This is a genomic window from Lentzea sp. NPDC051213 (genome assembly GCF_044455585.1).
GTDB lineage: Bacteria > Actinomycetota > Actinomycetes > Mycobacteriales > Pseudonocardiaceae > Lentzea.
In genome coordinates, this window is the sequence record NZ_JBITEX010000002.1 from 1,062,970 (window position 1) to 1,088,420 (window position 25,451).

The following is a 25,451-nucleotide window of genomic DNA, read 5'->3' on the forward strand; positions in this document are numbered from 1 at the left end:
GTCCGCCCTGTCTTTCGGGTCGGGTTTCCGCGCCGGTCGCTCCCTAGGTTTCCGGTCATGAACAGCATCTTGGGCGCGGTGATGGCGCTGGTGATGTCCTATTCGGGCGAGGCTTCCTATCCGGGGGTCGCGGTGGCGATCACCAAGGGGGATCAGGTGATCGCGGTCGAGGCGTACGGTCACGACTCGACCGGCGCGCCGATGACCGTGAACTCGAAGATGGCGATCGCGTCGGTCAGCAAGTCGTTCACGGCGCTGGCGGTGCGGCAGCTGGCCGACGCGGGCAAGATCGACCTGGACCGCCCGGTCTTCGGGTCCAGGGTCACCCCGCGCCACCTGCTCGCCCACACGTCGGGTCTCAGCGACCGCGCGTTGCCGGAGAAGAGCCTGCCGCAGCCGAACACGCCGGCGGAGGCGGTGGAGCGGGCGCAACAGGCCCTGCTCAGCGCCGAACCCGGCACCGGATTCCGTTACACGAACACCAACTACCACCTGGCCGCGCGGCTGGTCGAGCTGGCCTCGGGCGAGAAGTTCAACGAGTACTTGAAGAAGCACATCTTCGAACCGTTCGGCATGCGGGACACGGTGGCGATCGACGTGACGCCGCGCGATCTGCCGCCGGACTACCGCAAGGGTTTCGGGTACGCCTACGGGTTCTCGATGCCGTTGACCGAGCCGGACCGGTTCGTCGCTGGTTCCGACGGGGTGATCACGACGGCGGCGGACATGGCGAAATGGCTTGCCCAGCAGCCGAAGCTGGCGCCCCAGGACGGCATGGGCTGGGAGACCGACGACCAGGGACGGTTGCGGCACAACGGGATCTGGTTCACCTCCACCGCGGGGCAGCTGCTGACGCCGTCCGGGTACGGGATCGCGGTGATGGCCAACAGCGGCATCACCCTTGGCAACGAGGGCACCCACGCGCTGGAGAACAGCCTCGCCGACATCGTGGACGGTAAGGTACCCGCGGAGCCCACGTCGTACCGGCTGCTCACCGATCTGGTGCTGGCGGCGCTGACGCTGCTGTCCCTGGTGCTTTACGTGCGTGCGCTGCGGCGGCCACGACGGTTCCACAAGGCGTGGCAGGTGCTGAGGTTGGTGCCGCTCGGGGTGCTGCTGGCGTTGCCGATGCTGCTGGGTGTGTTGTACGGCGGGCGGGACATCACCTTCTACCAACTGGCGCACTATTCGTTGCCTCTTGTGGTGTGGTTGGGCGTGTCCAGCGTGATGAACATCAGCGTGGCCGTGGTGAGGTGGCAGCGATGAGGATCGTGGCTCTCGCGGCCTGTGTCGCCGTTGCCTTCGGCATGTCGTTGTTGATGACCGAGACCGTGCCGCCTTGGACGGTCGTGGTGTGCGCCGCGGTGTTCGTCGTCGCCTTCCTGCTCGGCCGCAAGATGGCCCCTGCCTGGCCCGCGATCCTGTTCGCCGCAGCGGGCCTCGTCGGGCTCACCCAGCTCGTCGTCGTGGCGCTGGCGGTGGCGCTGCCGTGGTTCCTCGGTCGTGTCGCGCACCAGCAGGCCGCCTTGGCCGCGGCCGGAGTCGAGGCCGCTCACCTGCGCGAACGCACCCGGATCGCGCACGAGGTCCACGACACCCTGGGCCACGAGCTCAGCCTGCTGGCCCTGCAGGCGGGTGCTCTGGAGATGACCCTGCCCGCCGAGCACCAGGCGGCCGCCGCTCAGCTCCGGATGACCGCCTCCGGTGCCACGGAACGGTTGGCGGACCTGGTGTTCCTGCTGCGTGACGGCGATCCGCCGGCGGTGGAAAGCCTGCGGGACATGGTCGATCGCGCGGTGGCGGCAGGGATGCGGGTGGAGTTGTCCGTGGACGGTGGGGTGCCGTCCTCAGTGGAGCCGACCGTGCGCCGGGTGGTGCAGGAGGCGTTGACCAACGCCGCCAAGCACGCGCCGAAGTCGGTCTTGTCGTTGAGCGTCACGACGGCGGATGCCACGACAGTGGTGGAGGCCGCCAATGACGCCGCGCTGCGCCGTGGTGCGGGCAGCCGGTTGGGCCTGGTCGCGTTGCGCGAACGGGTGCGGCTCGCGGGAGGTACGCTCCGGATCAGTCGCGGCGACGGGAAGTTCGAGCTGGTTGCGACGTTGCCGCACTCGGGGGAGTCGTGATTCGCGTTCTGCTCGCTGACGACGAGGCGATGGTGCGTGCCGGGGTGCGCGCCATCCTCGGTTCGGACACCGGGATCGAGGTCGTGGCGGAGGCGTCGGACGGTCGCGAGGCCATCGATCTGGCGCTCAAGCACCGCCCGGATGTGATCCTTCTGGACATCCGGATGCCCCGCCTCGACGGTCTGCAGGCAGCGGTCGAGCTGGCGCGCCTGGATTTCAGCGTCGCGATGCTGACGACGTTCAACGACGACGGCTACCTCGAGCAGGCTCTGGACGGCGGCGCTAAAGGGTTCCTGCTGAAGTCAGGTGATCCGCGCGAGCTGATCGCGGGCGTGCACGCGCTGGCATCCGGCGGCGCCTACCTGGCGCCCAAAGTGGCGGCGCGGATGATCACACGGTTCCGCGGCGGCAGGCTCAGCCAGGCTCGGACCAGGGTGGAGTCGTTGACCGCGCGGGAACGAGATGTGCTGGCGCTGCTGGGCGAAGGGCTGTCGAACGCGCAGATCGCGCGCAGGCTGGACCTCGTGGAGGGCACGGTGAAGGGGCACGTGAGCGCCATCCTGACCCGGCTCGGGGCGCAGAACCGGGTGCAGGCGGCGATCGTCGCGCACGAGGCGGGACTCTGCTAGTGGCGTGACTCAGAACGGGAAGTGGCCGTGCTCCCCGGCGATCGTGACCCAGCGGGTAGCGGAGAACGCCTCGATTCCCCAGCGGCCCCCGAACCTGCCGTACCCGCTGGCCTTCACGCCACCGAACGGCACCTGCGGTTCGTCGTCCACGGTCTGGTTGCCGACGTGCACGATGCCGGTGCGGATGCGGCGGGCCAGTGCCAGGCCGCGCCGGGAGTCCTCGGTGAGCACGCCCGCGGTGAGGCCGTGCTCGGTGTTGTTGGCGATGGCCACGGCCTCGTCGTCATCGGCGACCGGCACGACGACCACGGCCGGGCCGAAGATCTCCTCCCGGAAGACGCGCATGTCCGGGGTCACGCCGTCCAGCACGGTCGCGGCCCCGTCGCCGCCGGCCCGGACGCGGGCGCCGGAGCCGACCGCCTCGGCGACCAGCGCGGCCACGCGTTCGGCGGCGCGCGGGTTGATCACCGGGCCGATCACGGTGCCGGGGTCGGCCGGGTCGCCGTGCGGCAGCGACGCCACCTTCGCGGCGAGCTTCGCGGTGAACTCCTCGGCCACCGCCTGGTGCACGAGGATCCGGTCGGTGGACATGCAGATCTGGCCCGCGTTGTGGAACGAGCCGAACGTCGCCGCGTCGACGGCGTGGTCCAGGTCGGCGTCGTCGAGCACGAGCAGCGCGTTCTTGCCGCCGAGCTCCAGCACGGCGGGCTTGAGGTGCTGCGCGGCAAGGGTTCCTACGATCCGGCCCACCTCGGTGGAGCCGGTGAAGTTCACCGCGCGCACCCGCGGATCGGTGATCAGCGCCTGCGCGACTTCCGCCGCGTCCGCCGGCGCGTTGGTCACGACGTTGAGCACGCCGGGAGGCAGCCCCGCCTCGTGCAGCACGTCGGCGACGAACAGCCCGGCCGCGATCGGCGCGTCCTCGCTCGGCTTGAGCACCACGGTGTTCCCGGCCGCGATCGGTGCCGCGACGGCCCGCGCGCTCAGGATGATGGGAGCGTTCCACGGGGCGAACGCCGCGACCACGCCGAGCGGCTCGCGGACCGCGAGCGACAGTTGTCCCGGCGTCTCGGTCGTCAGCACCTCGCCGACGGGCTGGGTGACCGCGGCGGCGGCTTCGCGCAGGATGTTCGCCGCCAGCATCACGTTGAACGCGGCCCACCCGGCGACACCGCCGACCTCGGCGGCCATGAGCTGCACGGCCTCCGGCGTCCTGGCCTCCAGGTCGTCCGCCGCCCGCAGGAGGATCCCGCGCCGCACCGACGGCGAGGTCGCGGACCACTGCGTGAACGCCTCGTGCGCCGCATCGACCGCTCTCGTGACGTCCGCGGGTCCTGCCGCGGCGACCACGGCGTGCACCCCGCCGGTGTACGGGTTGAGGTCGTCGGTCGTGCGACCGTCCAGTGCGGGAACGCTTTCGCCACCGATGAACAGCAGCTGAGTTTCGCTTGCCACGGTTGGAGAGTAGAGCCCCGGGCAAGAGCGTCAACCAAGCCCGGTTTCCGGTGGGTGGAAACCAGACTCCAGCGTCCGGCCGATTCCCCGCGCCGCCACCTGCAACGCCGCGACCAGCCGCGCCCGCACGTTGCGCAGGTCCGGCACCACGATCCCCAGCGCCGCCACGACGTGCCCGTCCACCTCGACCGGCACCGCCACGCTGCACGCGCCGAGCGTCATCTCCTCGAACGTCTGCGCGTACCCGTCCCGCCGGATCCGGTGCAGCTGCGCCCGCATCCGTCCCGGCTCGGTGACCGTGTACGCGGTCAGCCGGGTCAGGCGGTGCGCGAGCACGTCCTCCTGCAGCTCGGCGGGCGCGTGCGCGAGCAACACCTTGCCGACCCCGGTCGAGTGCAACGGCAACCTGCTGCCCGTCGTGCTGACGATCGGCACCGACGCGTGCCCCGACACCCGGTCGAGGTACAGGACCTCGGTGCCCTCCCGCACGGCCAGGTGCACCACCGCGCGCGTGGCGGCGTGGATGTCGTGCAGGAACGGCTCCGCGACCCGGCTCAGGTCCACCTCGCCCGCCGCCAGCAGCCCGAGCCGCCAGATCCGCCGCCCGATCACGTACTCCCCGGAATCCAGCCGCCGCACCGCGCCCCACGCCAGCAGTTCCGCGAGCAGCCGGTGCGTGGTGCTGATCGGCAGGCCGCTGCGGCGCGCGATCCCGCTGAGCGTCTGGCTGCGGTGGCGGGTGTCGAAGGTGCCCAGCAGCGAGAGGAGCTTCGAGGAGACGGTGGCGGCCATCTGCGAATGATGCCCCGTGGGCGGATCATGCCGCTGGGTCGGTGAGTCGCCCGGCCAGGCGAAAAGTCGTTTCGGAGGCGTGGGGGCGGCGGGTGGGACTGGGCGCGTGACGTACCTCGGTGAGGCGAATAGTCGTGCCGGAGGCGTGGCTGACGCACCTCGGTGAGTCGCCAGGCCAGACGAAAGTCGTTCGGACGCGCGGGAGCCGCGGGTGACACTGGGCGCGTGACGTACCTCGGCGAAGGCTGGGACAGCACCGCGGTCCTGGTAGGCGGGCGCTGGGTGGAACGGCGCCCGCGCCGCCCGGAGATCGAGCCGCAGCTCGTGCGCGAGTCGGTGATCATGCCCTGGCTCGCGCCGCGGCTGCCGTTGCCCGTTCCGGTGCCGGTCGTCGTGTCCGGCTCACCGCTGGTGGTGCGGCACGAACTGGTGCCCGGCGACGAGCTGACGGAGTTCAACGCCGTGCAGGGCCGGCAGCTCGGGGAGTTCCTGCGAGCCCTGCACGCCGCACCCACCGCGGAGGCGGCCCGGCTCGGTGCCGGTGGAATGCGGCTTCCGGTCGAGCGGTTCCGGGCAGAGGTGCTGCCGCACGTGACAGGCGGCGAGGAGCTGCTGGCCAGGATCGACGGCCTGCCCGCGGACACGCTCGTGCACGGCGACCTCGGGCCCGAGCACGTGCTGGACCGCGCCGGAGTGCTGACCGGGGTGATCGACTTCGGCGACCTGCACCTCGGGGACGCGGCGATCGACCTGGCCTGGGCGTTGCACTCGACGTCACCGGAGTTCGCGGGCGCGCTCGCCGAGACCTACGGCGTGACCGCGGAGCTGCGGGAACGGGCGTTGACCTGGCATCAACTGGGTCCGTGGCACGAAGTGCTGTACGGCAACGACATCGGTGATCCGCAGCTCGCCGCAGTTGGGCTGGACGGAGTACGTGAACGGCTGAACATAGGGGTATCCCACCGGTGACAAGCCACCGTCAGAAGGAGTGTCGAAGATGCCTTGGGTACGACGACACCGCCGCAGCGCGCCGTACAGCTGGTTCCGCACCACCACGGTCCGCAGCCACTACCGCCGGCCGTCCGGTGGGGTGCTGATTCCCGTTCTCGTGGTCGTCGCGGTGATCGTGCTGCTCATCGCGCTGTTCTGAGAGAACGCGTAAAGTCGCGGGCATGGGGCAGTTGGGTGAGTTGTTCCCGGGACGCAAACTCCGCAGCGAGTCGACGGACTCCGGTACCGGCGAGGACTACGAGGAGACCGGGCCGCTCGACCTCACGCAGGGGGTCGTGCAGCTGAGGCCGCGCCCGAAGCCCGCGCCCGAACCCGAGCGCGACGAGTGATCTTCGGTATTACGCTGGGCCGGTGCTGGCCGGCCTGCTGTTCCTCATCCCCGCGGTCTTCTTCGTGTACGGGGTGGTGCGTGACCGGCGCCGGCTGAGCAACGCGATCTGGCTCGGCATCTCGCTGGTGATGCTGCTGTTGCTGCTCGCCGAGGCGGGCAGGGACAACCCGGTGCTGAGCATCCCGCTGCTGCTCGGGTTCATGCTGGCCGTGCTGGGCCTGATCCTGCTCCCGCTGGCGTTGCTGGCCAACGGCCTGGTGATGGTCCGCCGCGAGGGCCGGTCGCTGGGCAACCTGCTGTCGTTGCTCGCCGGGCTCGCCCTGCTCGGCGAGATGGTCTACTTCGCGTGGGGCATCAGCCAGCCCAACGACTGGATCCGCGGCATCGCGATCGGGCTGTTCCTGGTGTCGGCGTACATCGCGTTCCTGTTCGTGAGCCTGGTGCTGTACGCGATGATCTACGGCCGCACCGGCCGGCGCAGCGGGTTCGACGGCATCGTGGTGCTCGGCGCCGGGCTGGTCGGATCGCGGGTGCCGCCGCTGCTGGCGAGCCGGCTCGACCGCGCGTTGCGGCTCTACCGGCGCGACCAGGCGGCGGGGCGGTCACCCGTGCTCGTGGTGTCGGGCGGGCAGGGCGCCGACGAGGACGTGTCCGAGGCCGCGGCCATGCGCGAGTACCTGCTCGACCGCGACGTGCCGGACGCCGACGTGGTGCTGGAGGACCAGGCGACCACGACCGAGGAGAACCTCAAGTACAGCAAGGCGTTGCTCGCCGAACGAGGTCTCACCGGCCGGATCGCCGCGGTCACCAACAACTACCACGTCTTCCGCACCGCCGTGCTCTCCCGCAAGCAGGGGCTGCGGCTGCAGGTCATCGGTGCGCCGACGGCCTGGTACTTCGTGCCCAGCGCGTTCCTGCGGGAGTTCGTGGCGCTGCTCGTCCGCAACCCGTTGGTGCACGGCCTGGCGTGCGCGCTGCTGATGGCGGGTGGTCTCGCGCTGACCCAGATCAACTGATCCTGCGGAGTCGTTTGTCCACAAGGGACGGCGAGGTCGTGTAGACGTCCTCCTGGCGCAGGTTCCTGCCCGGCGGCACGATCTCGTCGACGCGGTCCAGCACGTCCTCGCTCAGTTCCACGCCGGCACCCGCCAGCAGACCGGCCAGCTGCTCCGGGGTGCGCGGACCGATGATCACCGAGGTCACGGCGGGATGCGCCAGGACGAACGCGGTCGCGAGGTGCGGCAACTCGATACCGGCCTCGGCCGCGAGCGCGGACAGCTTCCCGGCGGCCTCCAGCTTGACCTGGTTCTCCGGGATCGTCAGGTCGAACTGCGGCGCTCCCGCGGTGGCGCGGCTGCCGGACGCCGCGGTGGGGTCGGCCCGGCCGGAGAGCCAGCCGCCGTTGAGCGGGCTCCACGTCAGCACACCCATGCCGTAGCGCCGCGCGGTCGGCAGCACCGAGGTCTCGATGCCCCTCGTCATGATCGAGTACGGCGACTGCTCGGCCCGGAACCGCTGGTGCCCGCGCCGTTCGGCGACCCACTGCGCCTCGACGATCGCCTCCGCGGGGAAGGTCGACGACCCGATCGCCCGCACCTTGCCCGCCCGCACGAGGTCGGACAACGCGGACAGCGTCTCGTCGACGTCCGTGTCCGGGTCGGGGCGGTGCATCTGGTAGAGGTCGATGTGGTCGGTGTCCAGGCGCCGCAGGCTCTCCTCGGCCCTGCGGATGATCCAGCGCCGCGAGCCACCGGCCTCCGGTTCCGCCGGCCAGCCGAACTTGGTCGCGAGCACCACGTCGTCGCGCCGGCCCTTCAACGCCTTGCCGACGATCCGCTCCGACTCGCCGTCCGAGTAGATGTCGGCCGTGTCGATGAGGTTGATGCCCGCGTCGAGGGCCGTGTGGATCATCCGCACGGACTCGTCGTGGTCGGAGTTGCCGAAGGCGCCGAACATCATCGCGCCGAGGGTGTACTCGCTGACCGACATTCCGGTACCGCCAAGAATCCTGCGTTTCATGATCTCCACAGTCGTCGCCACCACCGCCGTGGCGCCAACACAGCCTCCCTGCAGCGGTTACAGTTCGAGACTGTGAGTCCTGAGCTGCGTCATCTGCGGTACTTCGTGGCGGTCGCCGACCAGCTGAGCTTCAGCGGGGCCGCCCGGCAGCTGGTGATCACCCAGCAGTCGCTCTCGCAGCAGATCAACGCCCTGGAACGGATGCTCGGCGTGCGGCTGTTCGACCGGGACACCCGCGGCACCCGGCTGACCGGCGTGGGCGAGGTCTTCCTGCCGGAGGCCCGCGCGGTCCTCGCCCGCGCGGACGAGGCGGTGGCGACGGTCCGGCGGGCCGCGCGGGGAGAGGTCGGCCGGCTCGCGGTGGCGTTCCTGTCGTCGACCGCGAACTTCCTGCTGCCGCCGGTGGTCAGGGCCTTCCGCGAGCGGTATCCCGAGGTCGAGCTGATCGCGGAGGACACCGACGTCGCCAGGCTGGTGGCCGGGCTGCGCGAGGGCCGGTACGACGCCGCGTTCACCCGGCCACCGCTCGTGCCGGACCTGGCGGCTCAGACCGTGGTCGTCGAACGAGCATGTGCGGTGCTGCCGCAGGAACATCGCCTGGCCGCGAGGGCCGAGCTGACGCTGGCCGACCTCGCGGACGAGCCGTGGGTGCTCACCGAGCCGAGCTCGTGGCCGTTGTGGCACGAGCGCTTCGCGCAGGACTTCCGCGACGCGGGCTTCGAGCCGAACGTCGTGCAACGGGCCAGCGGTGTGCAGAACCTTCTCGGCCTGGTCGCCGCCGGTGTCGGCGTCACGCGGCTGACCGAGTCGGCACAAACGCTGCGCCGCGGCGGCGTGGTGTTCGTGCCGCTGACCGGCGAGAAGGCCTACACCGATCTGGTGTGGCTGGTGGACAGCCCACTCGTGGCCAACCTCCGCGCGCTCGTCCGCGAGCTGGCCGCCACCACCGACCTGACCCGGTACGGCTAGCTCCTGCGCTCCCAGGCGGGCCTGCCCCACTTCGCGATGAACGCCTGTTCGTCCACCTTGGACTGTTCGTGCAGCACCGGGTTCCCGGTGGTGGAAGCGTTGGGGCGCAGGTGCTCCACGGTGACGCCACCGACCAGGACCGTGCCGCCCAGCGCCTGGGCCCGCCACTCCAGGTCGTCGTCGCCGTACCACCAGCGGAACCGTTCGTCGGCGCGCAGGGCGGCCTGCCCGTTGAGCACGAACGCGTACCCGCTCAACCGGTTCTGCCTCGGCACGATGGGACCCTGCACGGTGTTGTGCCAGTCCTCGCCCAGGCCGAACTGGTCCGGGTAGGCGATCACCGCGCCGGTTCGCTCCATCGCGGCCACCATCGCGGCCATGAACCCCGGTGGCAGCACCAGATCGTCGTTGAGCAGCGCCACCGCGTACGGCTCACCGGCCGCCTGCTCCCGCGCCCAGTCCAGGCCGATGTTCCACAACCGGCTCAGGTTCGGCGGCTGTTCCTCGTCGCGGACGATCACCGCCGGCACCTCCGCGACGGGCGGCGAGCTCGCGTTGTCGATGACGAGCACGCGGTGCGGCGGGAGGCCGAGCGTGGCGATGGTCTGCCGCAGCTCGGCCGGGCGGTCGTGGGTGGGGATGACGGCGAACGCGAGCGTCATGATCGCTATCGTGGCACGGGGGCCGGGACGACCCGGCCCCCGAACCGTCAGATGGTCCGCAGGAGGTCCTTCATTTCAGTGATCTCCTGCTGCTGACCGTCGATGATCGCCTGTGCGAGTTTCCTCGCGCCGGCGTCCTTGCCCTGGGCGAGCTCGGTCTTCGCCATCTCGACGGCACCCTCGTGGTGCTTGATCATCAGGCCGAGCCACATCCTGTCGAACTCGGCGCCGGTGGCCTTCTCCAGGTTCGCCATCTCGTCCGGGTTCATCATCCCGGTCGTGCCGTGGCCCTCGTGCTCCTTCTTGGGCGCGCCCCACTGTTCGAGCCAAGCCTTCATCTGCGCGATCTCCGGGTCCTGCGCCTTCTCGACGCGTCCGGCGATCCCGCGGACGTTGTCGTTGGAGCTGCGGGACGGCACGAGCTTCGCCATCTCCAGCGCCTGCTCGTGGTGCGGGACCATGTCCTGCGCGAACGTGACGTCCGCGGTGGTGCGGGTGCCAGTCTGGGTGTCAGTGCTGGCGGCCGGGCTGCTGCAGGCGCTCAAAATGAGCATGCCGACGACAGCCCCGATGAGGGACTTCTTCAAGGTCTTCTTCTCTCTGCGGTTGTGGACAGTGCTGGAGTGGACTGACGAACTCAGTTCCGCAGCACGCAGAGAGTCGTGAGGAGAGGTCTGCCGCCCGGTGGCGGACGCTGGGGTGTGCTCAGCGGCGGGTCGCTCGGGTGCGCCACGCGCTGGGGGAGTGCGGTCTTGTGGAACAACCAGGTCAGCACGGCCAGGGCCACCGCGGCCAGGACCGCGAGGCACACGTGGAGCAGGTCGTGCTCGTGCGGTTCGGGTTCCTGCTGGTGGCTGACCGAGTGTTCGGCGTGCGGGGTTTCCGCCGCTGCGACATGGTGCATGCCTGCGACGGCGAAGACGAGCGCGCACAGCAGCACCCACTGGGTGAACCGGCGGCTCGTCATGTGACACACGGTACCGGGGTATGGCTTGATACGGATACCCCCTAGGGGTATGTTCGGCACGACCCCTGAAGGAGGACGAGATGGATCACGCTCCCGCGAGTCTCACCAGGCAGGCGATCTCCGCGACGCTGCACTGCCTCACCGGCTGTGCGATCGGCGAGGTGCTCGGCATGGTCATCGGCACGGCGCTGGGCTGGGGCAACCTCGCCACGATCGTGCTGGCCGTGGTGCTCGCGTTCGTGTTCGGCTACGCGCTGACCATCCGCCCGGTGCTCAGGTCGGGCCTCGCGTTCAAGGCCGCCCTCGGCGTGGCGCTGGCGGCGGACACGGTCTCGATCGCGGTCATGGAGATCGTCGACAACGCCGTGATGGTGCTCGTGCCCGGCGCCATGAACGCGGGCCTCGCGAACTGGGTGTTCTGGGCGGCGCTGGCGTTCTCACTGGCCGTAGCGTTCGTGGTGACGGTGCCGGTGAACCGGTGGATGATCGCGCGCGGCAAGGGCCACGCCGTGGTCCATCAGCACCACCACTGAACGTCTAGTGGACCATGCGGCTGAACCGCATGGTCCAGTTCTTCTCCCAACTCGCTCCGTCGTCGTAGGAGAACGACTGCTCCCACACGGGCTCCGTGCCGGGCGTCCAGTCGAACCGGACCTTCACCTCGTGCCCGCCGACCACGTCGTCGCCGAAGAAAACGCCGTGCCCGTCGGTGAACCGGCCCTCGACCGGCGGGTCGAGGTGACCGGGAGCGCGGGTGGAGGCCCACCAGATGCGCCAAATGCCGGCTGAGGGGTCGTACTGACGCAGCGTCATGCCCTCCCAGCCGTCCGCGTGGAAGCTGTCGACGTTCGCCGCGCCGCCCAGAATCGGTCTGACCTCGGCGGACGCGGTGAACTCCGTCCACTCGGTGCCGTGGCCGACGATGTCGGCGATCTTGGTGTTGGCCACCTGCCACTGTCCGTGCAGGAAGTCGAAGTCGCTGGCGCTCATGGGCTGAAGCTAAAGCGTTATCCCTGTCAACCAATGTCAGTGATCAAGGGATTGACGCAAAGGTCTGGACCATTTTACGGTCTGCACCAGTGGCCGCCGCCCTAGCCAGGAGGTCCTTCCCTTGCGCCTGCTCACCAGAGTGGTCCCAGTGCTAGCCCTGCTAGCGGGGACCTTGATAGCCGTGACCAACGCCCCCACGGCCGCCGCAGCCCACGAGGACTGCCGGCCGGACGGGCTGTACAAGACGCCTGGCGTCGAATCGCCGTACTGCACCGTGTACGACACCACGGGTCGCGAGAACATGGGACCCGGCAAGTCCCGCCGTGTGATCGGGTACTTCACCAGCTGGCGGACCGGCAAGAACGGTCAGCCGGGGTACCTCGCCAAGGACATCCCCTGGAACAAGGTCACGCACCTGAACTACGCGTTCGCGCACATCGACGGGCAGAACAAGATCTCCGTCGGTGCCAACGACGCCAACAACTCCTCCATCGGCATGGAGTGGCCAGGCGTGCCCGGCGCGGAGATGGACCCGTCGCTGTCCTACAAGGGGCACTTCAACCAGCTGACGAAGTTCAAGAAGCAGAACCCGAACGTCAAGACGCTGATCTCGATCGGCGGCTGGGCGGAGACCGGCGGCTTCTTCAACGCCGACGGCAGCCGCAACGCCTCTGGCGGCTTCTACAAGCTCGGCCAGAGCCAGGCGGCGATCGACACGTTCGCCGACTCGGTGGTCGGGTTCCTGCGCCAGTACGGCTTCAACGGCGCCGACATCGACTACGAGTACGCGACGTCGAACAACCACGCCGGCAACCCTGACGACTTCTGGATCTCCAACGCCAACCGCGGCACGCTGTGGACCGGCTATCAGGCGATCATGAAGACGCTGCGGGAGAAGCTGGACCGCGCCGGTGCGGCCGACAACAAGCACTACCTGCTGACCGCGGCGGTGCCCGCGTCGGGCTGGCTGCTGCGCGGTCAGGAGGCCTACCAGGTCGTCAAGTACCTCGACTACCTCAACGTCATGAGCTACGACCTGCACGGTTCGTGGAACCACTTCGTCGGCCCGAACGCCGCGCTCTACGACGACGGCAAGGACGGCGAGCTCGCGGCCGGTGGTGTGTACACGGCGCCGCAGTACGAGGGCATGGGGTACCTCAACACCGACTGGTCCTACCACTACTACCGCGGCGCCATGCAGGCCGGACGCATCAACCTCGGCGTGCCGTTCTACTCCCGCGGCTGGCAGGGCGTCACCGGTGGCACGAACGGGTTGTGGGGCAAGGCCGCGCTGCCGGACCAGTCCAAGTGCCCGCCCGGCACCGGTTCGGCGGTCGGCTCGACCACGCCGTGCGGTAACGGCGCGACCGGTGTCGACAACATCTGGCACGACGTCACGGCCGGTGGCGCCGAGGTTCCGTCCGGCGTGAACCCGTTGTGGCACACCAAGAACCTCGAAGGCAAGATCACCGGTTCGTACTCCGCGCAGTACGGTCTCGACCCGGTCAACGACCCGGCCGACCGGATCACCGGCACGTACGCGCCGCAGTACGACTCGACGCTGAAGTCGCCGTGGCTGTGGAACAACGACAAGAAGGTGTTCCTCTCCACCGAGACCGAGCAGTCGATCGGGGAGAAGGCCAAGTACGTCCGGGACAAGGGTCTCGGCGGCATCATGATCTGGGAGCTCGCCGGCGACTACAAGTACGACTCCGTCAAGAAGGAGTACTTCATCGGCGACACCCTGCTGTCGACCATCAACACCGGCCTCAACGGTGCCGCGCCCTACGGCGCGTCGAAGGCCACGACGCAGCAGTCCCAGTCGCTCGCGGTCGACGTGGACGTCCACGGCTTCGCGCTGGGGGACAACAACTACCCGATCACGCCGAAGATCAAGTTCACCAACCGCTCCACCGTCACCATCCCCGGTGGCACGAAGATCGCGTTCGACTACGGCACGAGCGCGCCCGGCGGCATGGCCGACCAGTCCGGCTTCGGGCTGAAGGTCGTGAGCAAGGGCCACAGCGGGTCGAACGTCGGCGGTCTGAAGGGCGACTTCCAGAAGGCGGAGCTGACGCTGCCGTCCTGGCAGTCCCTCGCACCGGGCGCGTCGATCGAGATGACGGTCAGCTACCAGCTGCCGATCTCGACGCCGTCGAACTTCGTGTTCACGTTCGGTGGCCAGTCCTACGCGATCTCGGCGGACTACCCGAAGATCGGTGGCGGCAACCCGCCGACCACCACGTCGACCACGACCACGACCACGACCACGACGAACCCGCCGGCCTGCTCGCTCCCGGCGTGGGAGACCGGCAAGATCTACAACGGCGGCAACGAGGTGGCGCACAAGGGCCGCAAGTGGAAGGCCCAGTGGTGGACGCAGAACGAGGAGCCCGGCACCACGGGTGAGTGGGGCGTCTGGCGCGACCAGGGCGCCTGTTAGTTCTCGCTTAGTTCTCGTTGGTTCTCGCTAGTCAGCGATCTGTCAGGCGCGGGACTTAGGCTGTCGGACGTGACAGCCAAAGACCCGCGCCTGCAGGAGCTCGTCCTGCTCCGCAAGGTCCGTGACCGCATCGACCGCGAGTACCGGCAGCCGCTCGACGTGGCGGCGCTGGCTCGCGGCGTGCACCTGTCCGCGGGGCACCTCAGCCGGGCCTTCCGCGCGGCGTTCGGCGAGTCGCCGTACAGCTACCTGATGACCCGCCGCATCGAGCGGGCGATGACCCTGCTGCGCCGCGGCGACATGTCCGTCACGGACGTCTGCTTCGAGGTCGGCTGCACCTCGCTCGGCACGTTCAGCACCCGGTTCTCCGAGCTGGTCGGCATGTCGCCGAGCCAGTACAAGAAGGTCGCCGCGACCGACGGGCAGGGTATCCCGAACTGCCTGGCCAAGGCCGTGATGCGGCCGATCAGGAATCGAGAAGCGGCGGCCGGGCCGTCAGATTAGGTTGATCGCCATGTCAGTCATCATCGCCGCCGCGTTCCTGCCAGCAGACGACCCCGAGAAGTCACTCGGCTTCTTCCGCGACGCACTCGGCTTCGAGGTCCGCCAGGACGTCGGGCAGGGCACCATGCGCTGGATCACCGTCGGCCCACCCGACCAGCCGCAGACCGGCATCGTGCTGCACCCGCCCGCCGCCGACCCCGGCGTCAGCGAGGAGGAGCGCCGCACGATCGCCGTTTTGATGGCGAAGGGCGTTTACACGGCCGTCTCGCTCGCCTCCAAGGATCTGCAGGGCACGTTCGACCGGGCCAAGGCGTGGATCGAGGCTTCTGGGGCGGCCGAGGTGTTGCAGGAGCCCGAGGACCAGCCTTGGGGGGTGCGGGACTGCGCGTTCCGGGATCCGGCCGGCAACCTGGTCCGCGTCAACCAGCTGTGAAGGTGCTGCCCGGCGCGGCGTACGCGATGTCGCCGGCGTAGCGGGCCGAGGCATGGGTGACCGCTTCCTGAGGGGTCAGGGAGCGGCCCACGTGCGTCACGATCAACCTTTGCGTGTTCGCGCGGGTCGCGGTCTCACCCGTGTCCTCCGGTGCGTGGTGGACCGATGACGGTTCCGCGCTCTCGGACTCGCACAACAGCAGGTCGGTGTCGCGGGCCAGCTCGGTCAGGCCGGGGCACGGTGCGGTGTCACCGGAGTAGGTCAGTGATCGGGTCGTGGTTTCGACGCGCACGGCGAACGCGGGGATGCCGTGCTCGACCGCGGCCGTGGTCAGCTTCAGCGATCCGACCGCCGTCTGATGGCCGTCGTGCAGCTCCGTGATCTCGAACGCGGACTCGACCGGGCTGCGCTGCGGACCGTTGGTGAGGAACCCGGCGAGCCGGTCGGCGATGCCCGGCGGGCCGTACAACGGGACCGGGTCGCGCTCGATGTTCGCGAACAGCAGGGCGTAGTAGGTGGTGAGCAGGTCCGCGCTGTGGTCGGCGTGCAGGTGCGAGATCCAGATGGCGTCGAGGTCCTCGAGCCGCACGTGGCGCTGGAGCGGGCCGAGCGTGCCGGTGCCCGCGTCCATCCACACGCGAGTGTCGTTGTGCGACACCAGGTAGCCGGAGCAGGGGTTGTCCGTGCTCGGGTACGGCGTCGCGCACCCGAGCACGGTCAGGCTGAGCTGGTCCATGACCGTCACGCTAGTGGCGTGACTCAGAAGGTGGGCGGGGAATTCACGCTCAGCAGGGCGCCTCGCGGCACCGCCCCCACGCCCCACAACACCAAGGTTGAGGACGTGGGGGCGGCACACCACGATGCGCCTGTCTGACCGCGAATTCCCCGGCCACCTTCCATGCCCCGAGGCTAGATCAACGAGCTCGGGTGCCCTTGAGCTTCACCAGCTCCGACTCGTAGAGCCCCTCCACGACCTTGAGCGTCCCCGGCACCCCGGCATCCGGCTTGGTCATGTACGACTGCGTGGCGGAAGGCCGCCCCACCAACGAGAACCGCAGATCGCCGCTGATCCCCTTGGTGCTCAGCCCGTTGGTGTCGTGGAACGCCCGCAGCACACCGTCACGGGTGAGGTCCTTCTTGCTGCACGCCTTCTCCATCACCGCGACGAACGCCATCGCGACCGTGTAGCCGTGCACGGTGTTGATCGTTCCCGGCTCGCCCGGCCAGCGCTGCTGGTAGCCGTCCCGCAGTTCCTTGATGCCCTCGGCGTCGCCGCTCCACGGTGCGAGTGGCGTGGGGATCAGCACCTGCTTGGCGAACACCGGCGCCACCGGCGACTGCATGATCGCCGCGTCGAAGCTGACCGCGCTGACCAGGATCGGCGCCGTCCACCCGAGTTGGGCGGCGATGCCGACCGCGGCGGCGGCCTGGGGTGGGGTCAGGCTGATCACCAGCACCTTGGCGTTGGCCGCCTTCAGCGCCGTGATCTGCTCGGTCAGGTTCGCCGTCGTCTCGGAGACGGGCTGTTCCGCGACCTTCATGCCCCAGTTGGCCGCGACGAACCGGCTGCCCTCCAGGGCGTCGTCGCCGAAGCTGCCGCGCAGGTGCACGTGGCCGATCGTGTCGCCCTCGGTGAGGATGCCCTTGCGCTTGTAGTAGTCGAGGCCGTTGATGATGTCGAGGTCGTAGGTGGTGCCGACGATCATCATGTGCGGGTTGCCGAGCAGGTCCGATGCCCAGGAGGCGGGCACGGTCAGCGCTCGCGTCTGCATCAGGTCAGGTTCGATGGCGGCGGTCATCGGCTGACCTAGCACGTCGATGAATCCGAGTACCTGTGGTTCGAGGTCGAAATAGCCGTCGAGTGCCTTCTGCACGTCGTAAGCGTGGTCCTTCTGCTTCAGTTCGACGCGCCGGCCACACACACCACCGTTTTTGTTGACGTGGTCCAGATAGAGCTCGTAACCGCGGATCCGGAAGATGGACGACCCTTTGAACGGGCCGGTCATGTCGGTCAGCACGCCGAGCGAGATGGTGTCGGCGGTGACGCCGGGACCTGTGCGAATTGGTTGGACCACTTCGCCGGATCCGCACGCGGTGAGCGTCGACAGCAGCAGGGAGGCTGACACTAATACGTTGCGAATGGACATTCCAGGCCTTGTCGCAGGGGATGTTACCGGTGGGTAGCGCGAAGTATTGGGTAACAGGTGATCACGGGTCCACCTTTGTGGCCCGAAACACCCTCCGGACGAATAGCTTCGATTGTCGATGTAAAAGAGCGGCGGGGCCCTGCGCGGCCACCGTACCGCTGGATTAGGTTGATCGGGTGCCGGAACTTTTTTGGAACGAGTGGCGGCGGCCCGGACCCACGCCCGCCCAGCGGCGGCGCGACATCGGCATCACCCTGCTCGTCGCGCTGTGCGCGTTCGAGATCACCGTGCTGGTCAACAGCGTGGGCGCGTTCACCCACGGCCGGGCTCCTGATCTCCGCGAACAGGTCGCGTGGGTGGTGGCCCTGGCGCTGCCGCTCGTCGTGCGGCGCCGGTACCCGCTGGCGGTCATGCTGGTGGTGTCGGTGTTGTTCATCGGCGCGCAGTGGCGGCAGGTCGGCGACAACCTGGCGCCGTCCGCGATCCTGTTCCTCGCGATCTTCACCGTCGGCGCCTGGGAGCAGAACCGCGTCGTCGCGCGCTGGGCCCGCATCGGCGTGATCATCGCGATGTTCCTGTGGCTGGGCTTCGGCCTCGTGCGCTTCCTGATCGGCCCGGAGGTGCCGTTCGAGAACGCCGCGGGGCCGATGGACCCGGTGCTCGCCTCCGTCCTCTACGGACTGGAGTTCAACGTCTTTTTCTTCATCTTCGCCTACGTCATCGGTGACATGGCGTGGACGGCGGCGCGGCGCAACGCCCAGCTGGAGTTCCAGGCCGAGGAGTTGCGGCGCTCGCAGGAGCAGAACACGCGAGGCGCCATCGCCGCGGAACGCATGCGGATCGCCCGCGACCTGCACGACGTGGTGGCGCACCACGTGTCCGTGATGGGCATCCAGGCCGGCGCCGCCCGCCGGGTCCTCGACTCCGACCCCGCGCTGGCCCGTGACGCGTTGCAGAGCGTGGAGCACACCGCCCGGACCGCGATCAGCGAACTGCGCGGCCTCCTGGGCGTGCTGCGCGCCGATGCCGAGCAGGATCTCAAATCCGCGCCGGGGCTGGACGACCTGCCGGAACTGCTGGAGAGCGCTCGCGCCGCCGGGCTGGAGGTCTCGCACGGCGTGTACGGCGCACCGCGAGACGTGTCCTCGGCGGTCGCGTTGTCGGCGTACCGGGTGGTGCAGGAGGCGCTGACGAACGTGGTCAAGCACGCGGAGGCGCAGCACGTCGACGTCCGGATGCGCTTCCTGGACAGCGCTTTGGAGGTGGAGATCGCCGACGACGGCCGCGGCCGCGGCGCGACCGGTGCGGGCTTCGGGCTCGTGGGGATGCGTGAGCGCGTGGCGGTGCACGGCGGTTCGCTGGAGGCAGGACCACGGCGTGACGCGGGCTATCTGGTGCGCGCTTCGCTGCCCACGGAGGAGAGAGCGTGAGTTTGCGAGTCGTGCTGGCCGACGACCAGGACCTGGTGCGGGCCGGTTTCCGCGTCATCCTCGGCACCGAGCCGGGCATCGAGGTCGTCGGCGAGGCGGGCGACGGCGCGGAGGCCGTGGACCTGGTGACCGCGTTGCAGCCCGACGTCGTGCTGATGGACGTGCAGATGCCGCGCATGGACGGCCTGGAAGCCACCCGGAGGATCCTGTCTTCCGGCGGCGCCACCCGTGTGGTCATCCTGACCACGTTCGACCGCGAGGACTACCTGTTCGAGGCGCTGCAGGCCGGTGCGAGCGGGTTCCTGCTGAAGAACGCCTCGCCGGAGGACCTCGTCGAGTCGGTGCGGGTGGTGGCGCGCGGCGACGCGTTGCTGTCGCCGGAGGTCACCCGGCGGGTGATCGCGCGGTTCAGCCCCGGTGCCAGGGAGCGCACCCGGCCGCCGGTGCTGACCGATCGCGAGTTCGAGGTGCTGGTCGAGCTCGCCAAGGGGGCGTCGAACGCGGAGATCGCCGCGACGCTGTTCCTGGGCGAGACGACCGTCAAGACGCACGTGTCACGGGTGCTCACGAAGCTCGGGCTGCGGGATCGCACGCATGCGGTCGTGTTCGCTTACGAGCAGGGGATCGTGACGCCGGGCGGCTGAGCCGCTACAACACCGTGAAGGTCAGGGAGAAGCTCGCTTTCTGCGGGTGGAGCCGGTGCTGCGGCAGCACACCCGGACCGCACGACGCGGTGCCCAGACCGTGCTGAGCCAGGTCGAGGTTCAGATGGACGTGCTCGCTCGGCCTGAGGTCGGTCGTGTGCCGGGCTGCGTCGAGGTCCTCGGTGGTCCAGCGGCGGGCGGTGAAGTCGAACACCGGCTCGCCCTCGACCTGGATGCCGCCGAGCCGCAGCCGGCGGGCGTCCGCGCGGTTGCCGTTCTCCTGCGGGAAGACGTACGGCGTCTGCAACTCGTCCACAGTGGACGAGAAGCGGCCGATCCTGGCGGCCTGGCGGCTGTCCGCGTACGCCTCACCGGGGCCCTTGCCGAACCACTCGACGGTGTCGACCGAGCCAGGCAGTGCCAGACGCAGGCCGAGCCGGGGGAGGGTGCAGGGCCACTCGCCGTCGGGAGTCACGGTGAGCCGCAGCCGCAGCCGGTCGCCGTCAGCGGTCCAGTGGTAGTCGGCGAGCATGCCGAAGCCCCAGCTCGGTGGTGCCACACGAGTGCGCACGACCAGAGCGCGCTCCTGCACCTCCACCTCGGCCACGCGGTGCTGCAGGCGGTGCAGGCCTGCCTCGCGCCACGCGCGTTCCTCCGGCTGGTCGGAGCCCCGGTCGTTGTCGGTGGGCGCGCGCCAGAGGTCGAGGCGCGGGCCTTGGACCGGATGCTCGCCGAGCCGGGTCAGCAGGCCCGTCACGCGGTCGAACTCGCCGCGCCCCAACGACAGCACCTCGCCCACGCGGACGAGTTCCACCGCGCTGAGCGGCGCGACGGGCTTGGCCTCGACGACGGCGACCTGGCCCCACGCGACGAGATGGCCGGCGGCTGCCCAGCTCGTGGCCGCGCCGAGCGAGGCGCGGACGGTCAGCCAGCCTTCACCGGACACCGGAGGCAGGGCGGGCAGCGCGACTTCGGCGTGCTCACCCGCGGGCAGTGATGGCACTTCGAGGGAGCCGGCGGCCACCTCCACACCGTCGTCCTCGTAGACCCAGTCGAAGCGCAGGTGGTCCAGCGAGACGTGGTCGTAGTGGCTGGCGATCCGGATGTTCTGCGCGGTGCCGGTGATGCGCACCGGTTCGAAGACCTTCGCGAACTCCAGCAGGCCGGGCGAGGGAGTGCGGTCGGGGAACACCAGGCCGTCGATCACGAAGTTCCCGTCGTGCAACGGTTCGCCGAAGTCGCCGCCGTACGCGAAGTGCCCGTCTTTGATGTGACCGTCCGCGGCGAGCCCGTGGTCGATCCACTCCCAGATGAACCCGCCCTGCACGTGCCGGTAGCGCTCGAACAGCTCGCGGTACTCCAGCATGCCGCCCGGCCCGTTGCCCATCGCGTGCGCGAACTCGCACAGCACGAACGGCAGTCCGTGGGCGTGCGTGCGCCCGATCTGGTCGACTTCCTCGTGCGAGGCGTACATGCGGCTGTACACGTCGACGTACTCGCACGCGAAGTCGCCCTCGTAGTGCACCGGCCGGGACGGATCGCGCTCGCGGGTCCACTGCGCCATCGAGGCCAGGTTGCGGCCGGTGTGCGACTCGTTGCCCAGCGACCACAGCACGATCGACGGGTGGTTCTTGTCCCGCTCCACCATGCGGCGCATGCGGTCCACATAGGACTCCGCCCAGCGCGGATCGTCGCTCGGATTGCCCGCCCAGTCCAGCTCACCGAACCCGTGCGTCTCCAGGTCGCACTCGTCGATCACCCACAGGCCGTACTCGTCGCACAGGTCCAGGAAATGCGGATCCGGCGGGTAGTGACTGGTCCGCACCGCGTTCACGTTGTGCTGCTTCATGAGGAGCACGTCGGCGAGCGCGAACTCCCACGGCACCGCACGCCCGAACTCGGGGTGGTGCTCGTGGCGGTTCACGCCGCGGAACACGACCCGCGCGCCGTTGATCGTCAGCACGCCGTCGGAGATCGCGACCGTCCGGAAGCCGATCCGCACCGGCACCCATTCGGCGGCGGTGTGCACGAAACCGTTGTACAGACGGGGATTCTCCGCGCTCCAGGGCTCGACCGGCACCTCGGCTGACCGCGCGTCCTTGACACCCAGCGACGGCACGGTGAACAGCACGCCAGGAGCCGCGGTGAGCGACAGGGTGCCAAGCCCGGTGGTGTGGTCGTACGACGCGTCCAGGTGGTAGTCCGCGACACCGCCGCGCGGGCGGGACAACAGCGTGACGGCCCGGAAGATCCCGGACAGCCACCACATGTCCTGGTCCTCGAGGTAACTGCCGGCCGACCACTGGTGCACGCGCACGACCAGCACGTTCCCCTGCGGCCGGAGCAGGTGCCCGACCTCGAACTCGGTCGGCAACCGGCTGCCGCGGGTCACGCCCAGCTCGACACCGTTGAGCCACACCCGGCCGCACGAGTCGATGCCGCCGAACCGCAGCGCGGCCGGTTCGTCCGGCCAGGAAGCCGGCAGGTCGAACGTCAGCCGGTGATCACCGGTCGGGTTCTCCGACGGCACGAACGGCGGCTCCACCGGAAACGGGTAGCGCACGTTCGTGTACGCGGGCGAGCCGTGGCCCTGCAGCTGCCAGTGGCCGGGCACGGTGATCGTGTCCCAGCCGCTGTCGTCGAAGTCCTCGCGCTGCACGCCTTCCGGCGCCGCGAGAGCCGACGGCGACAGGTGGAAGCGCCAGGTCCCGTCCAGCGACAGCGACGGTGCGTCGGAGGTGAAGAACGCGCGCGGCGGCAGCGCTCCAGTGCCGGGACCCATGTCCTCGATGTATGACAAGTTCTTCAGCCCTTCAGTGCTTCATCCCTTTAGGGCGCCGGCGGCGATGTTGCGGATGAAGTGGCGCGACCCGATCAGGAACACGATCACCAGCGGCACGATCGCCACGAGGGTCCCGGCCATCACGACGGCGTAGTTCTTGAGGTACAGGGAGTTGAGCTGCGACAGCGCCACCTGCAGCGTCACGTGGTTCGAGTCGATCAGCACGACCAGCGGCCACAGGTAGTCGTTCCACGCGTTGACGAAGGTGAAGATGCCGAGGAACGCGAGCGCGGGCCGCAACACCGGCAAACCCACCGACAGGTAGGTGCGGAAGAAGCCCGCGCCGTCGACCCGTGCGGCCTCCAGCAGCTCGTCCGCGATGGCGCCGCGGGCGTACTGGCGCATCCAGAAGATGCCGAACGCGTTGGCGGCGGCAGGGATGATCAGCGCCTTGAGGTCGCCGACCCAGCCGAACTTGGCCATCAGGTCGAACTGCGGGATCGCGGCCAGCTGGGTCGGCACCACGAACGTCGCCAGCAGGACGCCGAACAGCACGTTGCTGCCGGGGAAGTCGTACTTGGCGAACGTGAAGGCCGCGAGCGAGTCGAAGAACAGCACCAGCAGCGTCGTCGCGATGGCCACGACCAGCGTGTTCAGCACCGAGCCGAAGAAGTCGACCTTCGCGAACACCTCGCCGATGTTCTCGAAGAAGTGCCCGCCGAACCAGAAGGTCGGCGGCGACGAGTAGATGTCCGCGGTGGTGTTCGAGGCCATCACCGCGAGCTGGTAGTAGGGGAACAGCGTGATCAGCGCACCGGCCATCAGTGCTGCGTACGTGAAGACGCGGTTCATTTGGCGCCCCCGTTGCGCAGTGAGGTCATCTTGGGCGGGCGTTGCACGAGCCGCCAGTTGAGGATCGAGAAGAGGACGACGACCACGAAGATGCCCCAAGCGATCGCGGCGCCGTAGCCGAAGTCGTTGTCCGCGAACGCGGTGTTGTAGAAGTAGAGGACCATCGTCATGCCCGCGCCCTCGGGGCCGCCGCGGTTGCCGAGGAGGATCTGCGACTCGGTGAAGATCTGCAGCCCGCCGATCGCCGACATCACGACCGAGAACAGGATCACCGGGCGCAGCAACGGAAGCGTGACGCGGAAGAACGTCTGCACGGGCCCGGCGCCGTCGAGTTTGGCTGCTTCGAAGACATCGGAAGGCAATGCCTGCAGGCCGGCCAGCAGGATGATCGCGTTGTACCCGGTCCAGCGCCAGATGATCATCAACGAGATCGCGGTGCGGATCGCCCACGGGTCGTTGAGCCACTGCACCGGATCGACCCCGACGAGGCTCAGGAACCAGTTGAGGACACCGAACTCGTTGGAGAAGAAGGAACCGAACACCAGCGACATCGCCACGATCGACGTGACGTTCGGCAGGAAGTAGGCCACCCGCAGGAAACCGCGGTGGCGCACCGAGGAGTTCAGGCCGAGTGCCACGAGCATCGACAGCACCAGCATCGGGATCGTCGACATCACCCAGATGATCAGGGTGTTGCCGATCGCCTCCCAGAACGCGGTGTCGGTGAGCAGGAACTTGAAGTTCTCCAGGCCCACGAACTTCATCGGGCTGACGCCGTTCCACCGCTGGAGCGAGAGCCACAACGAGTACAGCACCGGGTAGACCCCGAACACAGCGAACAGCACGAAGAACGGCGCGATCGCCAGGTACTGCGGCAGGAACTTCCAGCGACGGTTCACGCGAGCACCCCCTGCCGGCGCAGCAGCCGCTCGACCGCGGTGCGAGCGTCTTCCCACGCGCGTTCAGGATCTTTGCCCGCGCTCTCGACGTTGGTCAGCTCGTCGGTGTAGGTGTCGGAGATCGAGATGTCCCAGGGGGAGAAGTAGACGGGCTTGACCTCCTCCGCGATCTTGCCGAACACCTCGATCGTCGCCTGCCCGCCGAAGAACTCCTCTGGCGCGAGCACCTGAGGGTCGGTGTAGACGGCGGGGCTCGACGGGAACAGGCCGAGCTCCAGGAACATCGCCGCCTGGTTCTCCGGCGACAGCACCCACTTCACGATCTCGTAGGCGCCCTGCGGGTCGGGGCAGTACCTGGTGATCGCGAGGAACGAGCCGCCCTGGTTGCCGGGACCGCCGGGCGGGCGGCACACCCGCCACTTGCCGGACGTGTCGGGCGCCGACTGCTTCAGGTTGCCGGTGATCCAGGAGGCGTTGACGAAGCTGAGTTCCTTGCCGGTGTTCCACGCCGCGAGCCGGTCGACGCCCTCGCCGCCGGCCGAGCCCGCGTAGCCCGCCGTCAGGCCGAGCTGGAACGCCTTGACCGCGCGGTCCCACGCACGCCGCGCCTGCGACTGGTCCGCGAGATAGCGGTTCTGCCGGTCGAGGTACTTCTGAGACTCCTGGGCCAGCGAGTAGGTGAACACCATCTTCGTGTCGGTGATCAGGTACCGGCCGGGAAGCTTGTCCTTGACCCGTAAGGCGAACTCGAAGTAGTCGTCCCAAGTGGACAGTGCGTCGGCCACCGCGTCTGGCTCGCTGGGCAAGCCGGCCTCGGCGAACTGGTCGGCCCGGTAGTAGAGCGCGGCCGGCCCGATGTCGATCGGGAAGCCGAGCTGGAACCCGTCCGGGCTGCGGCCGGCCTGCCACTTCCACGGCAGGTAGCGCGGCTCGTCCTGCGCCGCGCCGAGCTTGTTCAGGTCGGCGAACCGGTCGGTGGCGGAGAAGTACGTGGAGATGCCGTCGCCGATCATCGTGATGTCCGGCAGGTAGGCCTCGCCGGACAGCGCGGCGAGCAGTCGCTGGTTCAGTTCGCCGCTGACCTTGGACGTGGTCAGCTTCTTGTCCGCGAACCTGGTCACGGCCTCGGCGAGCACCTTGTCGGACAGGCCGTTCGACGAGTGCCAGAGCGTGATCCGCCCTGGGTTCGCCGTGGTGGGGCTGCTACACGCGCCTGCGCCCATCGCGGTGGCGGCCACGGCGGCCGCACCGGTCAGGAACCTGCGTCGAGTCAACGTCATCGGGGACCCTCCGGAGCCCGTGAACGCTCCCGTGAACGTTCACGGATTGCCGCGAAGCATGCGCAGAGCGGGTGAACCTGTCAAGG

General features: G+C 69.1%; 27 protein-coding genes. 14 read left to right on the plus strand and 13 right to left on the minus strand.

Going from position 1 to position 25,451, the window contains the following annotated elements:
• The first annotated feature begins 57 nt into the window (after nucleotides 1-57).
• The 3 genes from ACIA8G_RS11650 to ACIA8G_RS11660 are packed head-to-tail and all read left to right on the plus strand — an operon-like array spanning nucleotide 58 to nucleotide 2,755.
• Nucleotides 58-1,266, plus strand: coding sequence for a serine hydrolase domain-containing protein (locus tag ACIA8G_RS11650; RefSeq protein ID WP_396418317.1), 1,209 nt, complete (start codon nucleotides 58-60; stop codon nucleotides 1,264-1,266).
• A complete protein-coding gene (locus ACIA8G_RS11655; RefSeq protein WP_396418318.1) occupies nucleotides 1,263-2,126 on the plus strand; it encodes a sensor histidine kinase in 864 nt (287 codons plus the stop codon). Before ACIA8G_RS11650 ends, ACIA8G_RS11655 begins: the two co-directional genes overlap by 4 nt.
• Nucleotides 2,123-2,755, plus strand: a complete 633-nt coding sequence (locus tag ACIA8G_RS11660) for a response regulator (RefSeq protein ID WP_396418319.1) — start codon at nucleotides 2,123-2,125, stop codon at nucleotides 2,753-2,755. The genes ACIA8G_RS11655 and ACIA8G_RS11660 overlap by 4 nt, the downstream gene beginning before the upstream one ends.
• A gap of 9 nt (nucleotides 2,756-2,764) precedes the next feature.
• On the opposite strand, the gene ACIA8G_RS11665 is transcribed toward ACIA8G_RS11660, so the two are convergent.
• Entirely contained in the window at nucleotides 2,765-4,210 is a 1,446-nt protein-coding gene (locus ACIA8G_RS11665; RefSeq protein ID WP_396418320.1) for an aldehyde dehydrogenase family protein, read from the minus strand.
• Nucleotides 4,211-4,240: 30 nt separating this feature from the next.
• Nucleotides 4,241-5,002: an IclR family transcriptional regulator gene (locus ACIA8G_RS11670; protein ID WP_396418321.1), complete on the minus strand. Its 762-nt coding sequence runs from the start codon at nucleotides 5,000-5,002 to the stop codon at nucleotides 4,241-4,243.
• A 225-nt stretch (nucleotides 5,003-5,227) separates the two neighbouring features.
• Between ACIA8G_RS11670 and ACIA8G_RS11675 the strand changes: the two genes are divergently transcribed.
• The 4 genes from ACIA8G_RS11675 to ACIA8G_RS11690 are packed head-to-tail and all read left to right on the plus strand — an operon-like array spanning nucleotide 5,228 to nucleotide 7,360.
• On the plus strand, nucleotides 5,228-5,971 hold the full coding sequence (locus ACIA8G_RS11675; protein ID WP_396418322.1) for a phosphotransferase: 744 nt from the start codon (nucleotides 5,228-5,230) through the stop codon (nucleotides 5,969-5,971).
• 28 nt (nucleotides 5,972-5,999) lie between these two features.
• The gene (locus tag ACIA8G_RS11680) at nucleotides 6,000-6,152 is read left to right on the plus strand and encodes a hypothetical protein (RefSeq protein WP_396418323.1); all 153 of its coding nucleotides are present in this window, start codon (nucleotides 6,000-6,002) and stop codon (nucleotides 6,150-6,152) included.
• Nucleotides 6,153-6,174: 22 nt separating this feature from the next.
• Nucleotides 6,175-6,342 carry a hypothetical protein gene (locus ACIA8G_RS11685; protein WP_396418324.1) on the plus strand — a complete coding sequence of 56 codons (168 nt, stop codon included), beginning with the start codon at nucleotides 6,175-6,177 and terminating at the stop codon, nucleotides 6,340-6,342.
• 22 nt (nucleotides 6,343-6,364) lie between these two features.
• On the plus strand, nucleotides 6,365-7,360 hold the full coding sequence (locus ACIA8G_RS11690; protein ID WP_396418325.1) for a YdcF family protein: 996 nt from the start codon (nucleotides 6,365-6,367) through the stop codon (nucleotides 7,358-7,360).
• Here the strand turns inward: ACIA8G_RS11690 and ACIA8G_RS11695 are convergent.
• Complete coding sequence (locus ACIA8G_RS11695) at nucleotides 7,353-8,363, minus strand: aldo/keto reductase (protein WP_396418326.1); 1,011 nt, start codon at nucleotides 8,361-8,363, stop codon at nucleotides 7,353-7,355. The two genes, ACIA8G_RS11690 and ACIA8G_RS11695, sit on opposite strands and share 8 nt — an antisense overlap.
• A 72-nt stretch (nucleotides 8,364-8,435) precedes the next feature.
• Here ACIA8G_RS11695 and ACIA8G_RS11700 point away from each other — a divergent pair, with 72 nt between their 5' ends.
• Nucleotides 8,436-9,332: a LysR family transcriptional regulator gene (locus ACIA8G_RS11700; protein WP_396418327.1), complete on the plus strand. Its 897-nt coding sequence runs from the start codon at nucleotides 8,436-8,438 to the stop codon at nucleotides 9,330-9,332.
• Here the strand turns inward: ACIA8G_RS11700 and ACIA8G_RS11705 are convergent.
• From ACIA8G_RS11705 to ACIA8G_RS11715, 3 genes are read right to left on the minus strand one after another with little or no spacing between them, the layout of a single operon-like run.
• Nucleotides 9,329-9,994 carry a glycosyltransferase family 2 protein gene (locus ACIA8G_RS11705; RefSeq protein ID WP_396418328.1) on the minus strand — a complete coding sequence of 222 codons (666 nt, stop codon included), beginning with the start codon at nucleotides 9,992-9,994 and terminating at the stop codon, nucleotides 9,329-9,331. The two genes, ACIA8G_RS11700 and ACIA8G_RS11705, sit on opposite strands and share 4 nt — an antisense overlap.
• A gap of 47 nt (nucleotides 9,995-10,041) precedes the next feature.
• The gene (locus tag ACIA8G_RS11710; RefSeq protein WP_396418329.1) at nucleotides 10,042-10,581 is read right to left on the minus strand and encodes a DUF305 domain-containing protein; all 540 of its coding nucleotides are present in this window, start codon (nucleotides 10,579-10,581) and stop codon (nucleotides 10,042-10,044) included.
• 50 nt (nucleotides 10,582-10,631) lie between these two features.
• On the minus strand, nucleotides 10,632-10,961 hold the full coding sequence (locus ACIA8G_RS11715; protein ID WP_396418330.1) for a hypothetical protein: 330 nt from the start codon (nucleotides 10,959-10,961) through the stop codon (nucleotides 10,632-10,634).
• A gap of 80 nt (nucleotides 10,962-11,041) precedes the next feature.
• Between ACIA8G_RS11715 and ACIA8G_RS11720 the strand changes: the two genes are divergently transcribed.
• Nucleotides 11,042-11,494: a DUF4396 domain-containing protein gene (locus ACIA8G_RS11720; protein WP_396418331.1), complete on the plus strand. Its 453-nt coding sequence runs from the start codon at nucleotides 11,042-11,044 to the stop codon at nucleotides 11,492-11,494.
• A gap of 4 nt (nucleotides 11,495-11,498) precedes the next feature.
• Here the strand turns inward: ACIA8G_RS11720 and ACIA8G_RS11725 are convergent, their stop codons facing one another.
• Entirely contained in the window at nucleotides 11,499-11,951 is a 453-nt protein-coding gene (locus tag ACIA8G_RS11725; RefSeq protein ID WP_396418332.1) for a hypothetical protein, read from the minus strand.
• A 181-nt stretch (nucleotides 11,952-12,132) separates the two neighbouring features.
• Here ACIA8G_RS11725 and ACIA8G_RS11730 point away from each other — a divergent pair, with 181 nt between their 5' ends.
• From ACIA8G_RS11730 to ACIA8G_RS11740, 3 genes are all read left to right on the plus strand, one after another.
• The gene (locus ACIA8G_RS11730) at nucleotides 12,133-14,394 is read left to right on the plus strand and encodes a glycosyl hydrolase family 18 protein (protein WP_396418333.1); all 2,262 of its coding nucleotides are present in this window, start codon (nucleotides 12,133-12,135) and stop codon (nucleotides 14,392-14,394) included.
• 69 nt (nucleotides 14,395-14,463) lie between these two features.
• Entirely contained in the window at nucleotides 14,464-14,898 is a 435-nt protein-coding gene (locus ACIA8G_RS11735) for a helix-turn-helix transcriptional regulator (protein WP_396418334.1), read from the plus strand.
• A gap of 10 nt (nucleotides 14,899-14,908) precedes the next feature.
• Nucleotides 14,909-15,331, plus strand: coding sequence for a VOC family protein (locus ACIA8G_RS11740; protein WP_396418335.1), 423 nt, complete (start codon nucleotides 14,909-14,911; stop codon nucleotides 15,329-15,331).
• Here ACIA8G_RS11740 and ACIA8G_RS11745 read toward each other — a convergent pair.
• Together ACIA8G_RS11745 and ACIA8G_RS11750 are read right to left on the minus strand one after the other, a co-directional pair.
• A complete protein-coding gene (locus ACIA8G_RS11745; protein WP_396418336.1) occupies nucleotides 15,318-16,067 on the minus strand; it encodes an MBL fold metallo-hydrolase in 750 nt (249 codons plus the stop codon). The genes ACIA8G_RS11740 and ACIA8G_RS11745 overlap by 14 nt on opposite strands.
• 178 nt (nucleotides 16,068-16,245) lie before the next feature.
• Nucleotides 16,246-17,406 (minus strand): ABC transporter substrate-binding protein, encoded by a 1,161-nt coding sequence (locus tag ACIA8G_RS11750; protein WP_396418337.1) that lies wholly within the window; start codon nucleotides 17,404-17,406, stop codon nucleotides 16,246-16,248.
• 248 nt (nucleotides 17,407-17,654) lie between these two features.
• On the opposite strand from ACIA8G_RS11750, the gene ACIA8G_RS11755 reads away from it, so the two are divergent.
• Nucleotides 17,655-18,908: a sensor histidine kinase gene (locus tag ACIA8G_RS11755; RefSeq protein ID WP_396418338.1), complete on the plus strand. Its 1,254-nt coding sequence runs from the start codon at nucleotides 17,655-17,657 to the stop codon at nucleotides 18,906-18,908.
• Nucleotides 18,905-19,552, plus strand: coding sequence for a response regulator (locus tag ACIA8G_RS11760; protein ID WP_396418340.1), 648 nt, complete (start codon nucleotides 18,905-18,907; stop codon nucleotides 19,550-19,552). Before ACIA8G_RS11755 ends, ACIA8G_RS11760 begins: the two co-directional genes overlap by 4 nt.
• Before the next feature lie 4 nt (nucleotides 19,553-19,556).
• Here the strand turns inward: ACIA8G_RS11760 and ACIA8G_RS11765 are convergent, their stop codons facing one another.
• The 4 genes from ACIA8G_RS11765 to ACIA8G_RS11780 are packed head-to-tail and all read right to left on the minus strand — an operon-like array spanning nucleotide 19,557 to nucleotide 25,365.
• On the minus strand, nucleotides 19,557-22,352 hold the full coding sequence (locus tag ACIA8G_RS11765; protein ID WP_396418341.1) for a glycoside hydrolase family 2 TIM barrel-domain containing protein: 2,796 nt from the start codon (nucleotides 22,350-22,352) through the stop codon (nucleotides 19,557-19,559).
• A gap of 21 nt (nucleotides 22,353-22,373) precedes the next feature.
• Nucleotides 22,374-23,186, minus strand: coding sequence for a carbohydrate ABC transporter permease (locus ACIA8G_RS11770; RefSeq protein ID WP_396418342.1), 813 nt, complete (start codon nucleotides 23,184-23,186; stop codon nucleotides 22,374-22,376).
• Nucleotides 23,183-24,085, minus strand: coding sequence for a carbohydrate ABC transporter permease (locus ACIA8G_RS11775; RefSeq protein WP_396418343.1), 903 nt, complete (start codon nucleotides 24,083-24,085; stop codon nucleotides 23,183-23,185). The genes ACIA8G_RS11770 and ACIA8G_RS11775 overlap by 4 nt, the downstream gene beginning before the upstream one ends.
• On the minus strand, nucleotides 24,082-25,365 hold the full coding sequence (locus ACIA8G_RS11780) for an ABC transporter substrate-binding protein (protein WP_396418344.1): 1,284 nt from the start codon (nucleotides 25,363-25,365) through the stop codon (nucleotides 24,082-24,084). The genes ACIA8G_RS11775 and ACIA8G_RS11780 overlap by 4 nt, the downstream gene beginning before the upstream one ends.
• Between the last annotated feature and the right edge of the window lie 86 nt (nucleotides 25,366-25,451).